Source organism: Candidatus Binatia bacterium (genome assembly GCA_036382395.1).
Classification (GTDB): domain Bacteria; phylum Desulfobacterota; class Binatia; order HRBIN30; family HRBIN30; genus JAGDMS01.
This window is the reverse complement of sequence record DASVHW010000294.1, coordinates 15853-28716: the sequence shown is the minus strand read 5'-3', so window position 1 is coordinate 28716 and position 12864 is coordinate 15853. Positions and strand designations below refer to the sequence as shown.

Annotated in this window: 15 protein-coding genes and 2 tRNA genes; 11 read left to right on the top strand and 6 right to left on the bottom strand. The window is 62.7% G+C overall.

Going from position 1 to position 12864, the window contains the following annotated elements:
* The coding region (locus VF515_13965) for a site-specific integrase (protein HEX7408741.1) at nt 1–745 on the top strand (745 nt) is incomplete at its 5' end.
* Between the two features lie 5 nt (nt 746–750).
* Here VF515_13965 and VF515_13960 read toward each other — a convergent pair.
* From VF515_13960 to rph, 4 genes are all read right to left on the bottom strand, one after another.
* Nucleotides 751–824: transfer RNA gene (locus VF515_13960), tRNA-Arg, on the bottom strand.
* Between the two features lie 18 nt (nt 825–842).
* Nucleotides 843–916: transfer RNA gene (locus VF515_13955), tRNA-Pro, on the bottom strand.
* A 113-nt stretch (nt 917–1029) separates the two neighbouring features.
* On the bottom strand, nt 1030–1668 hold the full coding sequence (rdgB, locus tag VF515_13950; GenBank protein HEX7408740.1) for an RdgB/HAM1 family non-canonical purine NTP pyrophosphatase: 639 nt from the start codon (nt 1666–1668) through the stop codon (nt 1030–1032).
* A 14-nt stretch (nt 1669–1682) separates the two neighbouring features.
* Nucleotides 1683–2402: a ribonuclease PH gene (gene rph / locus VF515_13945; GenBank protein HEX7408739.1), complete on the bottom strand. Its 720-nt coding sequence runs from the start codon at nt 2400–2402 to the stop codon at nt 1683–1685.
* Nucleotides 2403–2566: 164 nt separating this feature from the next.
* Between rph and VF515_13940 the strand changes: the two genes are divergently transcribed.
* The 7 genes from VF515_13940 (at nt 2567) to VF515_13910 (ending at nt 7900) form a co-directional block, all read left to right on the top strand.
* On the top strand, nt 2567–3520 hold the full coding sequence (locus tag VF515_13940) for a sigma-54 dependent transcriptional regulator (protein HEX7408738.1): 954 nt from the start codon (nt 2567–2569) through the stop codon (nt 3518–3520).
* A 25-nt stretch (nt 3521–3545) separates the two neighbouring features.
* Entirely contained in the window at nt 3546–3986 is a 441-nt protein-coding gene (locus VF515_13935; GenBank protein HEX7408737.1) for a response regulator, read from the top strand.
* A 23-nt stretch (nt 3987–4009) separates the two neighbouring features.
* Nucleotides 4010–5143, top strand: a complete 1134-nt coding sequence (locus VF515_13930) for a PIG-L family deacetylase (GenBank protein HEX7408736.1) — start codon at nt 4010–4012, stop codon at nt 5141–5143.
* Nucleotides 5144–5274: 131 nt separating this feature from the next.
* The gene (locus VF515_13925) at nt 5275–6330 is read left to right on the top strand and encodes a DHH family phosphoesterase (protein HEX7408735.1); all 1056 of its coding nucleotides are present in this window, start codon (nt 5275–5277) and stop codon (nt 6328–6330) included.
* 32 nt (nt 6331–6362) lie between these two features.
* Entirely contained in the window at nt 6363–6848 is a 486-nt protein-coding gene (locus VF515_13920) for an archaeosortase/exosortase family protein (protein HEX7408734.1), read from the top strand.
* The gene (locus tag VF515_13915) at nt 6845–7354 is read left to right on the top strand and encodes a hypothetical protein (GenBank protein ID HEX7408733.1); all 510 of its coding nucleotides are present in this window, start codon (nt 6845–6847) and stop codon (nt 7352–7354) included. Before VF515_13920 ends, VF515_13915 begins: the two co-directional genes overlap by 4 nt.
* A gap of 207 nt (nt 7355–7561) precedes the next feature.
* A complete protein-coding gene (locus VF515_13910) occupies nt 7562–7900 on the top strand; it encodes a hypothetical protein (GenBank protein HEX7408732.1) in 339 nt (112 codons plus the stop codon).
* A gap of 394 nt (nt 7901–8294) precedes the next feature.
* Here VF515_13910 and VF515_13905 read toward each other — a convergent pair whose 3' ends face one another.
* Nucleotides 8295–8636 carry a 4a-hydroxytetrahydrobiopterin dehydratase gene (locus VF515_13905; protein HEX7408731.1) on the bottom strand — a complete coding sequence of 114 codons (342 nt, stop codon included), beginning with the start codon at nt 8634–8636 and terminating at the stop codon, nt 8295–8297.
* Between the two features lie 166 nt (nt 8637–8802).
* Here VF515_13905 and VF515_13900 point away from each other — a divergent pair, with 166 nt between their 5' ends.
* On the top strand, nt 8803–10017 hold the full coding sequence (locus tag VF515_13900) for an acyl-CoA dehydrogenase family protein (GenBank protein HEX7408730.1): 1215 nt from the start codon (nt 8803–8805) through the stop codon (nt 10015–10017).
* A gap of 148 nt (nt 10018–10165) precedes the next feature.
* Nucleotides 10166–11242: a phosphotransferase family protein gene (locus tag VF515_13895; GenBank protein ID HEX7408729.1), complete on the top strand. Its 1077-nt coding sequence runs from the start codon at nt 10166–10168 to the stop codon at nt 11240–11242.
* Between the two features lie 132 nt (nt 11243–11374).
* On the opposite strand, the gene VF515_13890 is transcribed toward VF515_13895, so the two are convergent.
* Nucleotides 11375–12292 (bottom strand): DUF2333 family protein, encoded by a 918-nt coding sequence (locus VF515_13890; GenBank protein ID HEX7408728.1) that lies wholly within the window; start codon nt 12290–12292, stop codon nt 11375–11377.
* A 254-nt stretch (nt 12293–12546) separates the two neighbouring features.
* Between VF515_13890 and VF515_13885 the strand changes: the two genes are divergently transcribed.
* Nucleotides 12547–12837: an RNA-binding protein gene (locus tag VF515_13885; GenBank protein ID HEX7408727.1), complete on the top strand. Its 291-nt coding sequence runs from the start codon at nt 12547–12549 to the stop codon at nt 12835–12837.
* Nucleotides 12838–12864 lie beyond the last annotated feature (27 nt).

The window sequence follows — 12864 nt, the reverse complement described above, 5'->3', positions numbered from 1 at the left end:
AACACACGAACTGAGCTTTTTGCGCCGTGTATTCAGCCTAGCGATTAGGGACGGGCTAGTGGAGACCAATCCGGTCAGGGGGCTTGTGAAAAAACCGTCCAACGAGCGCCTTCGTTACTTGACCGAGGAGGAAGAGTCACGTCTGCATGCCGAGTTGAAACCGGACGAGTGGGACCTCGTAGAGTTCGCCATTCAGACAGGGCTCCGGCAGGGAGAGCATTTCGGCTTGAAATGGCCGTGGATTGAAATACAGGCAGACGTCCTGCGCGTGCCCACCAGCAAGGGGGGTGCGCCCCGCACCGTCCCGCTGACCGTCACGGCAATCGCGATTCTCCGTAACCAGCCGCGGATGTTGCGTTGCCAATGGGTGTGGCCGACCCGCTCACGAAAGGGTGGTGCGACGCCTGGTCGCAATCATCGCAACGCACGCAACTTTTGCCGACGCGTCTTTGTGCCCGCGCTTAAACGAGCCGAAATCGAGGACTTCACCTGGCATGACCTGCGGCACACATTCGCCAGTCGGCTTGCGATGGAAAGTGTAGATATTCGGACGATCAAGGAACTGATGGGACACAAACGGATTGAGATGACGATGCGCTACGCGCACCTGGCACCGAGCCACCTGCACGATGCCGTCAAGCATCTCGACGGTTACGCCGAGCGGAGCGCAAAGCGGAGAAAGAGGGCAAATGACGGGGGCCGGAGTGGCACCAGGAGTGGCACCGACTATGCCGGCCCGCGCTAAGTACACGCGCCAGAACGGATTCGAACCGTCGACCTACGGCTTAGAAGGCCGTTGCTCTATCCACCTGAGCTACTGGCGCTCGCTCCGTATTCGAAAATCGGGGCGAGAGGATTTGAACCTCCGACCCCCTGCACCCAAGGCAGGTGCGCTACCAGGCTGCGCTACGCCCCGCTGAACTCCGTCTCGTCAGGTCTACGCGTCTCGGCCACTCGACGCAAACAGCACCCGGACCAGACACCTCGCAGCACGAGGTGGTGGCTAGGTAACAAAGCGTGGTTCTCAAATCAATCGAGCCGGCAGCCGGCGCACGCCGCCGCATGGGCTGACAAGAAGTGGATCAGGTCGCGGCGCAGCCCGGCGCACGCCCCGGCTCGATGGCTGATGCGATTCTTCACTGCCGCCGGTATCTCGGCAAATGTCCGTTCAAGAGGCGCATACAGAAACACCGGGTCGTAGCCGAACCCGCCGCTGCCGCGGGAGACCTCGATGATGCGGCCTGCGCACGAACCCTCGGCGGTCAGCGTGGCGCCGTCTGGAGTCGCCACGACGATGACGCAGCGGAAGCGTGCCGTCCGTTCAACCGGCGGGACATCTCTCAGCTCTTCCAGCAGTTTATGGATATTGGCCCGGTTGTCCTGTGCCGCACCCGCATGGCGCGCCGAATGCATGCCCGGCGCTCCCCGGAGGGCATCAACCTCGAGACCGGAGTCGTCCGCCAGGGTGGCACAGCCGCTCCAGCGGGAGATCGTCACCGCCTTGGCGACGGCATTCGCCGCATAGGTGAGCCCGTCCTCGGGCACCGCCGGGGCCAGCGGTAAATCCGTCAACGACCGCAGCCGCAGCGGCAGGTCTCCGAGCAGCTGTGCGAACTCACGGACCTTGCCGGCATTGGTGGTGGCGATCAATAGGGTCGGAAGGGACACGGGAACTCTCGCGATCACCCCCCGGCCAGTGCTTGTTGCTGGAGCGCGGTCAGCTGCTGGACACCGGCCCACGCCATTTCCGACAGGCGATCGAGCTGGCTCTTCGTAAAGGGCTTGGACTCGGCGGTGCCCTGCACCTCGACGAACCGCCCCTTCCCGGTCATCACGAAGTTCATGTCCACTTCGGCGTGAGAGTCTTCCGCGTAGGACAAATCCAGCAGGCATTTGCCGTCGACCACGCCGGCGCTCACGGCGGCAACGGAGCCGGTAAGTGGGTCACCGCTAATCTGCCCGGCCTCCCGGAGCCGCCGCAGCGCCAAGGCCAAGGCCACGTATGCGCCGGTGACCGACGCCGTTCGCGTTCCCCCGTCAGCTTGGATGACATCGCAATCGAGCCAGATGGTTCGCGAACCAAGCAGATCGAGATCGGTTGCCGCACGCAGGCTCCGGCCGATCAAGCGCTGAATCTCGTGGGTGCGGCCACCGATACGTCCACGCACCGATTCACGCGGGATGCGCGTGTCGCCGGATGCCGGGAGCATCCCATACTCGGCGGTGACCCACCCGCGCTTGGTCTCACGGAGAAAAGACGGGACCTGTTCTTCCACCGTGGCCGTGCAGATGACGCGGGTTTCGCCAACTTCTATCAATATTGACCCCAGGGCATGGCGGATAAAGCCCGGGGTGATCTTGACTGAACGGAGTTCTCCGGTCTTACGGCCATCAGCGCGCATATAATGGATCCTCCAGTCTTTACGCCATAACAACTGTCTCGGTGTGGAAGCAAACTGGCTCTCGGCCCTTCAACTTGCGTTCTTAGGGGAAGAATGTTACTTTTTTGACGCGATTTGACCCTATGAGTTCAGTAGATACGACTTTAGTGAAGGGTTCCCATCCCGTGATGGAGAAGATCCTGAGCATCAGCCAGCGGGTGGCCGCCACTGATTCCACCGTGTTGCTGATGGGCGAGAGCGGGACCGGCAAAGAACTGATAGCCAGGTTTATCCACAGCAACAGCAAGCGCGCCGGCAATCCGTTCATTGCGGTGAACTGCGGCGCCATTCCTTCCGAACTCCTGGAGTCCGAGATGTTTGGCCACGAGCGTGGGGCCTTCACCGGGGCGGTTGGCGCGCGCATGGGCCTGTTCCAGTTGGCCAATGGCGGCACGATCTTTCTCGACGAAATTGGTGAAATGAGCACCGCCCTGCAGGTGAAGTTATTGCGTGTCCTGCAAGAGCGCGAGATCCGCCCGGTAGGTGCTGACCGCACGATAAAAGTTGATGTCCGCGTCATCGCCGCCAGCAACCGTGATTTGGCGGTCGAGGTGGAAAAGGGGCGATTTCGCGAGGATCTCTTCTATCGGCTGCAGGTGATTCCCATCATTGTCCCGCCGCTGCGGGAGCGGCGGTCGGACATCCCATTACTGGTGCAGCATTTTCTCGAGAAACATAACCAGCAACGCGCCGGTCAGCCATGCAAGATATCGGACGACGCCATGGTGCACCTCTGGGAGTACGACTGGCCCGGGAACGTACGCGAGTTGGAAAACCTCGTCGAACGGATGGTGATCCTGAGCGAGGACGGCGCCATTCGAGTGGAGAGCCTGCCGCCCAACATCCGGTCGTTCATTTCCGACAAGAAGATCCCTCGCCCCACCTTGACCGAGGAGGGCATCGACCTGAACCAGGCAGTCGAGGAATTCGAGTATCGACTCATCGATGAGGCACTCCGGCGGACCAAAGGAAACAAACAGGCGGCTGCCCGCCTCCTGGGGCTCAAGCGTACGACGCTGGTGGCCAAGCTGCGCCGCAAGACGAGCGGCTCTGGATCGTCCCAAAGCTACCTGATTTAATTGGAGCGATTGGGGAGCGTGAGTGATGGCAAATGCGAAGAGCCGGATCCTCATTGTCGATGATGATCCACACGCGGTCGAGATTCTCACCCGCATGCTCGAGCGCGAGGGGTACGAGTGTGCGAGCGCTGCCAGCGGGCCAGCCGCTCTGCAGACGGTGAGCAGCCAACCGATAGACGTGATACTGCTCGATGTGATGATGCCCGGAATGGACGGGTTGCAGGTGTGCGAGCGATTGCGGGAGGATGAGCGCCTGCGGCAGATCCCGGTGATCTTGTTGACGGCGAAGGACGACATGGAAACACGCGCGCGGGGCATGGCCCTCGGGGTCAGCGAGTACCTCACGAAACCGGTCAACAAGCGTGAACTGTTCACGCGTATTAGGGCGCAACTGCACAGCCTGGAGCTCAACCGAAGGCTGGCCGAGACGGCGGCGGCGGTGGGCAATCCGCCGAAATTGTCGTAATCCCGGTTGCCGTGGGGACACACATGAAGCAGCGGGTAACACGCCTGCGGGTGGCACTGATCGCCGCACTCTTGCTGGCCTCGTTAGGGGGCGTGCCCCGTGCCAAGGCGTCGGAGCCGGGAGGAACGCCCACCCTCTGGCCGACTCCTGCAGTCGTCTGGCCGCGCCTCGAGGCTCCGCCGATTCCTCAGCCCCGGCAGATTCACGTTCCGAATACCGTCACCTCGCAGCTGCTGTGGGCGAATAAGGAAATGCAGGTCAGCGGGCCTGTGCGCTTGATGGTGTTCGCACCACATCCCGACGACGAAACGTTGGCGGCGGGCGGGCTCATCCAGCGCGTGCTCGCACAAAAAGGGCAAGTGCGGGTAGTCTTTGTCACCAACGGTGATGGCTATGTCGATGGCGTGCGCAGCGAGATGCGGAGCAAGCGCACCTCCACTACCGACTTCATCGAATACGGCGAACGCCGCCACCATGAGGCCTTACACGCCTTACATGCGCTCGGATTGCGCTCCAGCGACGGCATTTTTCTCGGTTTCCCGGACGACGGCATCGACGACTTGTGGGCCGGGCACTGGTCGCCACGCAAGCCCTACACCTCACCGTACACCCGGTTCGACCACCCCGTGTACAAGGAAAGCCTCAGCCAGCAGGTCGAATATGCGGGCAGTGACCTTGAAGGCGAGATCACCAGAATCCTGCGCGAATTCTCGCCGGATTGGGTGTTGGTGCCCGATCCGCGGGATCGCCATCCCGACCACTGTACGACGGGCGTATTCGTGCTCGACGTCCTGCGCAAACTACAGCAGGCGGGCGCAGAACCCTTTCTGCACGTCCAGCTTTTGACGTTTCTCGTGCATTACCCGGACTACCCCGCGTCCGCGGCTTGGGTAAAAGAAATTGCCGGAGCAGGCGTCGGCGGCTCATCCGCCGCCGGTCGCGTGCTCTCCGGGGCGCACTGGATGCACCTGCAACTGACGCCGACGGAGCTGGCAGTGAAGCGCCAGACTATGTCCGAATACCGCTCCCAGATCCACGTCATGGACCCGTTCTTGAAACAGTTCATGCTGCCGTTCGAGCTGTACGGTGGACTGGACGCAACCCAGATCAGGGCTGTGCCGCAGGCGTACGCCGCACGTTTTCGACGGCCGCACTAGCGGCGCCCACACGGCGGCCTCCGCCGCAATTGTTGGCTAACCGGACACGTGTTACTAGTGGAAGACCCTGGTGAGCCCGGCCTGAATCGACGTCGACAGCAGTCTGTCGGGTGTCGCTCGGGAACTCGCGTATGCAATTAGTCAACGCCGCAGCCTACGAGGTCGACCGAGAGAGCAACAAGGCCCGCCTTGAGCTGCTCCGGGAGGTGACCGGTCCGGCGGAGCGCGTGGCCCTGCTCTTGCAGGACGACCCTGACCCCGACGGCATCGCCAGCGCCATCGCCCTGCGCACCGTTCTGGGGCGCAATCGCGCCACCACGCCGCTGTTTTCCTTCGGGGCGACCACCCGCGCCGAAAACCTGGCGATGCTCCGGCTGCTCGATGTGACGATCGAGACGGCGGACACAGAGACGCTGCGCGCCTTTCCCTGTGTGGCGCTGCTGGATGTGCAGCCGGGGTACTTCAGCGATCGCCTCCCTCACGCCCACGTCGTCATCGACCATCACCCGCGCGGGGGCGCGATCGACGCCGAGTACAGCGACTTACGACCGCAGTACGGCGCCACCTCCACCATCCTGACCGAATATCTGGAGGCCTGCGAAGCCGACGTCAGCCAGCGGCTGGCGACGGCGCTGTTGTACGGCATCAAGAGCGACACTCTGATGCTCAATCGCGAGACCGGCCCGGCCGACCTGCGTGCCTTCATGGCGCTCTATCCGTTGACGAATTACAACGTCTTGCGCCGCATCGAGCGGCCCGAGCTGCCGTTGTCGTTCGCCCGCTTCTTGGTGCGCGTGTTGCCGCGGGTGCGCAAGCAGCTGGGCTTGCTCACGCTACATGTCGGCCGCGTCGAGCGCGAGGACGTCATCCCGCTGCTGGCGGACTTCTGCCTGCAGTTCGAGAACACGGAATGGGTAGCGGTGTCGGGCAAATGGCACAATGAACTGGTGATCTCGGTGCGCAACCCGGGGTACGTACGCAGCGCGGGGGATGTCGTGCGTAAGCTCTTCAGCACCACCGGGCGGGCGGGCGGCCACCGCACCATGGCGAAAGCTCGGGTGCCCTTGCGGCACTGGCGTAAGCAGTTTGGCTCCACTCACGACAACACCATTGCGGCCATGGTGGAGAATCTGTTCATGCAGGAGTTGTACGGCGAGACGCCGGAGCAACTTTCTGCCGACGCATGACGAACCCCGGACCGCACGAGACAAGGCAAAACATGCGCCAGCGCTTGCCACCCGGCGTCGCCTTTTCGCTGCGATTCTTCGCGTATCTCTTCCTCTGCAGCATTGGGTTTTGGTTCTTCAGTGTGCACGAGCACCTCGGTCCGGTGCAGCGAGCCATCGCCAGCCTGAGCACCGTCTTGCAGCATTGGGCCGGTGGCCACGCCGTGTCCCGGGGTGACGATATCGTGATCGCGACCATGGTCATGAACGTGAACCACGAGTGCACCGCTATATTTGTGTATATGTTGTTCACCAGCTTCGTGTTGGCCTACCCCGCGTCGTGGACGGGCCGGCTGAGCGGCCTGGTGATCGGGATCCCCCTCATCTTTGCGGTGAACGTCATCCGTCTGGCGACCTTGGCGCGCGTGGTCGAGATCTATCCGCAGGCGTTTTTCTATTTGCACGAGTACGTGTGGCAAGGGATCTTCACCGTCATCGTGCTGGTCGGGGCCATCTCTTGGGCGGAGCGATTCGAATGAAGAAGGCGCGCTTCCTGTGCGCCTTCCTCCTAGCCTTTGCGCTCCTCTTGGTGGTGTGGCGCTGGACCGACGGCTCACGCTGGTACACACACGGCTTGTTGGCCGCCGCCAGCGTCCTGGGGCCGACACTGCACGGTTGGGTGCTGGAGACCGATCCGCGCGGTCAGAATTCCCCCACGTGGGTCCATGGTGACAAGCAGGTGCGGGCATCCATACAGTTCGACGCCTTGGCCGTTGGCCTTGTGCCGGCGTTGGCGCTGTTGGTGGCGACGCCAGGGCTCGGCATGCGCCGCCGGGCAGCGCTGGTTGTCATAGGTGCGGCACTTTGCTTTGCGATCGACACACTGATCGTTGCGCTGTTCCCAATTCTCGTATTCTACAAGAATCCGTTTACTGATGTTCTGGGAACATTTTTAGGCCTGATCGCGTTTGTCGGGGCACCGGTCATCATCTGGTTCGCGCTGACCTTCGGCCAGCTACGACAGTTCTTACGCCCACTGCGCTAGCCGGCTAACGGTACCCGTTGCGTCCACAAAGGGGGACGGTATTGCATCTGCGCCGCGATCCTGTATAAAAACTTCTATCGTGACCACGGAAACTGTCTACCTGCCGATCCCCCGGTCACGAAACGGCGGACGTTAGGTTTCGGTCATCGCGCAGCCGCTATTTGCCACGATGCCACACTTTATGTCCAATGAAAGGGAGGTAATGATATGCGCAACCCGAATCTTCGGCTGAACGATCTCGTTTCGCGTGGGAAGACAGGGCGGGAAGAGTCCAAGCTCATGAACGTGAAGGTTCCCTCTCGCGTCCTCTCCCGGATCGATCGTGTCGCCGCAAACCTCGGCGCCACGAAAACCGAAGTGGTGATCGCGATCCTCAACGAGGGTCTCGAGACCGCCGAAGCGGAACTGAAGGGCTGGACGGCGCCGCCCAAGCCGGTGGTGCCAAAAGAGCGCCGCTGCACCGTGAAGGGGTGCGACCGCGAGCGCGTGGCCAAGGGCTTGTGCGCCACGCACTATCAGGCGCAACGGCGCGCAGGCGCAGCCTGACGTCCGGCCCCATCGAATAGACCGAGCGGCTTGCCCGGCGCTGTGCAAAACCGAGAGCCTCCGCTCGCCTTCCGTTCGGGTCTGAAACGCGCTAGACGGAATCCATGATGGTGCGCACCGGATTGGTGATGGTCCTGGCACTGTGGATGCTCGCGTTTCCGCTGGCAGGATGTGGTGGCCCCGACTTAGTGATCGGCGGCAGCTTGCGCGCGACGCCCACCCCGGTCGGCACGCAGACGCCCACTTGCATAAGTACGGGGGGAGGCTGCACCTTGAATGGCGACTGTTGCAGCCAAAACTGCAACATCTTCGGAGCGTGCCAGTAGCGGGATCCCTTGGTGCGCCTGGACCGGCTCACCCCTTAGGCGCCCACGGCAGACGGCGGATCACGACTTTACCGCTTCATGCCGGCGCAGGCCTGATCGCATTTGGCGGCGAGGATGAAGTCGCTCTCCGTGAGCCCGTCGATCTTGTGGGTCCAGATTGAGACATCCACTCGCCCCCAGGTGAGGAAGAGGTCCGGGTGGTGCCCTTGCTCCTCCGCAACGGCCCCGATGCGGTTCACCAGATCAAGCGCCTGGGCAAAATCCTCCAGGTCGTAGCTCTTCTCGAGATAATGGTTTTCCACCACTTTCCAACCTTCGAGCTGCGCCAGTAGCGGCGCCACCTGTTCGGGGGTCAGCGGCGGAACCCCACCTCTGCACGGTACGCAGGTCCGTTCAGCCAGTCCAGCCATGATGTCGCCCTCCGTATATGATCACGTCTAGCTTCGAGACCACGTCGTTGCAATCGACCCCCGCCTCACCTGTTTTTGAACAAACCCTGTCGCAATGATATTGAACCGTTGCCCGGATCGGGGCAGCGCCTCGGCTGACCCGCGGTCCGCCCACGAGGAGAGACCAATGATCGACTTCAGCATCCCGGCGGAGGTTGAGCAACTGTGTGACAGCATCCGCGCCTTCATGGACAAGCACATCTACCCGCTCGAGCGCACGCACGAGGGGTGGAAGATGGAAGTGGGCGGCCCCGCCTACCCGCCCGCCATCAAGGCGATACAGGCCAAGGCGAAGCAGGCCGGGTACTGGGCCTTTCATTTGCCGAAAGAAGCGGGGGGCGCCGGCTTGCCGTTCATGCACTACGTCTTCGTCAACGAGATCCTCGGCCGTAGCCCAGTCGCCCCGCTCTGCTTCGGTTCGCAGGCGCCTGACTCCGGCAACGCCGAGATCCTGTGGCGCTTCGGAAACGAGGAACAGAAGGAACGCTGGCTCAAACCGCTGGTGAACGGTGACGTGCGCAGCTGCTTCTCCATGACCGAGCCGGAGGTGGCCGGGTCGGATCCGCGGTTGCTGCGGACCACGGCCAAGCGTGACGGCGACGACTATGTCATCAACGGACACAAATGGTTTACCAGTGGCGCGCACGGCGCCTCGTTTGCGATCGTCATGGCGATGACCAACCCGGAGCAGGAGAACCCGTACCTCCGGTTCAGCCAAATCATCGTCCCCACCGACACGCCGGGGTTCAAGATCGCGCGCGGCGTGCCGGTGATGGGCGACTACGACAATCACCACGCCGAGATCTGGTACGAGGACTGTCGCGTGCCGGTTACCAACCGCCTGGGCGGCGAAGGCACAGGCTTCGTCATCGCCCAGGAGCGACTCGGCCCCGGGCGCATCCATCACTGCATGCGCTGGCTCGGGGTAGCGCAGCGCGCCTTCGAGCTGATGTGCCAGTATGCCACCCAGCGCGAGATGTTCGGCAGCACGCTGTCGCGTAAGGCCAACATCCAAGATTGGATTGCCGAGGCCCGCGCCGACATCCAGGCCGCACGGTTCTTGACCTTACACGCCGCGTGGAAGATCGACACCACCGGTGCCAGCAGCGCGCGTGAGGAGATTTCGCTGATCAAGTTTTTCGGCGCAAAAGTGCTGCACAGCGTGGTGGACAAGGCTGTCCAAGTCTACGGCGCCGCCGGCGTGACCGAAGATCATCCGCTCTCGATGTTCTACCGCCAGGCCCGTCTCGCCCGTATCTACGACGGCCCCGACGAAGTGCACAAGATGGTGGTGGCGCGCCGTATCCTGGCGCAGTACGAGGGCAAGCGGGCGGCACGATAAGCGCGATAATCCGAATGAAAGGCAGAAGTGAGCCGGTCAGCCAGTGAACCAGTGCGCCGGTGAGTTGATCGATCCGGACTCAGGCACCGCCAAACCGGCGCCCCGGCTTACTGGCACACGCGGGTGAATTATGGCAGAGCACGACCACATGAAGACGAGCGATCCACCTGAAGTGATTCACATCCGTGAGGGTGAGGACTTCGACCACGCCCGGCTCGCCGAGTATCTGAAAGGGAAACTGCCGGACTCGGCGCACCCCCTCGAGGTGGTGCAGTTTGCCGGTGGCCACGCCAACCTGACCTACCTGTTGCGCTACGGCGGCACGGAGTACGTGCTGCGGCGGCCCCCGCTCGGCCCGGTAGCGCCAACGTCGCACGACATGGGGCGCGAGTTCCGTGTCCTGTCGGTGCTGTACAAAGGGTATCCGCCGGCCCCACGGGCCTATGTGTTCTGCGAGGACCCAGCGCTCATCGGTGCGCCGTTCTTCGTCATGGAACGCCGCCGCGGCATCGTCGTGCGCCGCGCGATCCCGCCTCAGTGGGGCGGCGGCAGCGATCCGGTCATCAACCGGAAGATCAGCGAGGTGCTGATCGATACGCTCGCCGACTTGCATGACGTCGATCCCCGCGCCGTCGGTCTGGCCGATTTCGGCAAGCCCGAGGGCTTCTTGCGCCGCCAGATCGACGGCTGGTACGCGCGCTACGAGCGGGCGAAAACCAACGACGTTCCCGTCGTCACGGAATTGGTGCAGTGGTTGCGGGACTGCCAGCCCCCATCACCACCGGCGACGCTGCTGCACAACGACTGGCGGCTCGACAACATGATGCTCGACGCCAACGATCCGGGCCACTGCGTCGCCGTGTTCGATTGGGACATGTGCACGCTTGGCGACCCGCTCGCTGATCTCGGCACTCTGCTCTCGGCGTGGACGGAGGCAGGTGAGGGCTTGGGCGGCAGCAGCGAGTTCGGCATGCCATCCGCTGTCCCCGGCTTTCTCACCCGGCGCGAAGCGGTCGCGCGCTACGGCAAGCGTCGCGGCGTCGACGTGTCGCAGGTGCCATACTACTACGTCTTCGGTATCTTCAAGATCGCCGTGGTCTTGCAGCAGATCTACTATCGCTACCACGTCGGGCAGACGAAGGACCAGCGCTTTCAGGGGTTCGGGCAGGTGGCAGAACTCCTCTTCTGGCTCGCCAAACAGCGGAGCGAGAGCCTGACGGTGTAGGCGCCTCAGCTGTCTCTCTCGGAGAAGGGGCCAATTCTTCCTTCTCCGATTCCATCTAATTCCGCCAGAACAAACAGGCCTTCGCCAGGGACCGGCCGGCCCGGTGCCCTAAGAGGCAGAGGGCGCTACGCTCTACTTCTCGAGCTCCTCGCGGATCGAGTACATCTTCTGGCGCGCCTCGTTGATGTAGGCATCCAGGTTGCGGCGGTGGTTGGCGAAGAGCCCGTCGGGGCTGCCGTCGAGGACGATCAGTGGCTTCATCTGCGCCGCCCGACCGAGGGCGTCAGCGACTTCGTCGAACAGTGACCGCATCACCGGCTTGGTGTCGAACTCGTGCTGGTACTCGCGGCCAACGGCCCGCACGAGGTGGAACATCGCATGAGCAAAACCTTGAGCGTGGTAAAAGTCGTCGTCGGTGCGCCAAACGCTTTCCGGTTGCCGGTACAAGTTGGCGTGCGCATCGCCCAGCAGGTCGCTCCAGGCCTGAAACAGGCGGATGAGCTCCACGTTGCGCTGATTGATGGGCCGCGAGCGCTGCGGGGTGGACTTGAGTCCGTCCACGTAGGCCCGCAGGTCTCGAATGCCCTCGCGGAACTTGCCCTCCGCGGACGGTAGCCAGAATTTCCCGGGGTCATTGCGGAAAGCCGTATCGGCGGCCACCAGGTTTGGATCGTACTCGTTGCTCGAGACTTTGGTGAGGTGATCCTTGAACACGCGCACGCTTTCGCGCACCGTCTGGAGGATGCCGAGTTGCCGATTCGCATTGTTGTCCGCCCACAGGCGCGGACCCCACAGGACGAAATCGTTCGGCCGCCAACCCGTCGTGCCGTCGAGTTCATGCTCCATGACGGCGATGATAGTCGTGGCAAACACCTCGCCGCTGACGATTGGCTGAGTTGGCGGGAATTGGACCTGTACGTCCGGTGAGAGCTGGTTGTGGCGTTTCTGGCCGAAGTGCAGCACCAAGGGCCCGACGACGCAGACGAGCAGCACGACTACTGCAACAGCGATTACCCGCCCGCGCCACCCGGTCCGAAATCGCTCGCCCATTAGGTGTCCGCCTATCACGTCCTCACGACTTTGCAACAGGGCCTTCCCCCCGGTTGCGCCGCGGCGGAGCAACTGCTATGCATGAGTTCACTCAGACTGATTGTCCGGCGCGAGAATCCCGCCTAGCATTGCGGCGTATGGCACGCCTCCCGCACCTTACATTCGGCAATGGCAACGACAACAGGTGTCGGTGTCCTAAGGAGCCAAACCGCAACGCGGTCGCGGCGGCGGCCCAGATATAAGGAGTTCAGGCAATGGGAAGAAAACTATACGTCGGCAATCTCGGATTCGACGTAACCAACAAGGATCTGGAGGAGCTGTTCGCTCAAGCCGGGACCTGCGAGTCGGTAGCGGTCATCAACGATCGCGAGACCGGACAGTCGCGCGGCTTTGGCTTCGTTGAGATGGGCTCGAACGGCGAAGCCCAGAAGGCGATCCAACAGTTCGACGGCCAGGAATTCAAAGGTCGCGCACTCAAGGTGAACGAAGCCAAAGAGCGCGAGAACAACCGCGGTGGCGGTGGCGGCGGCAGAGGCCGCTACTAATCGTACACAATTCGCGCCCGCCTCTCG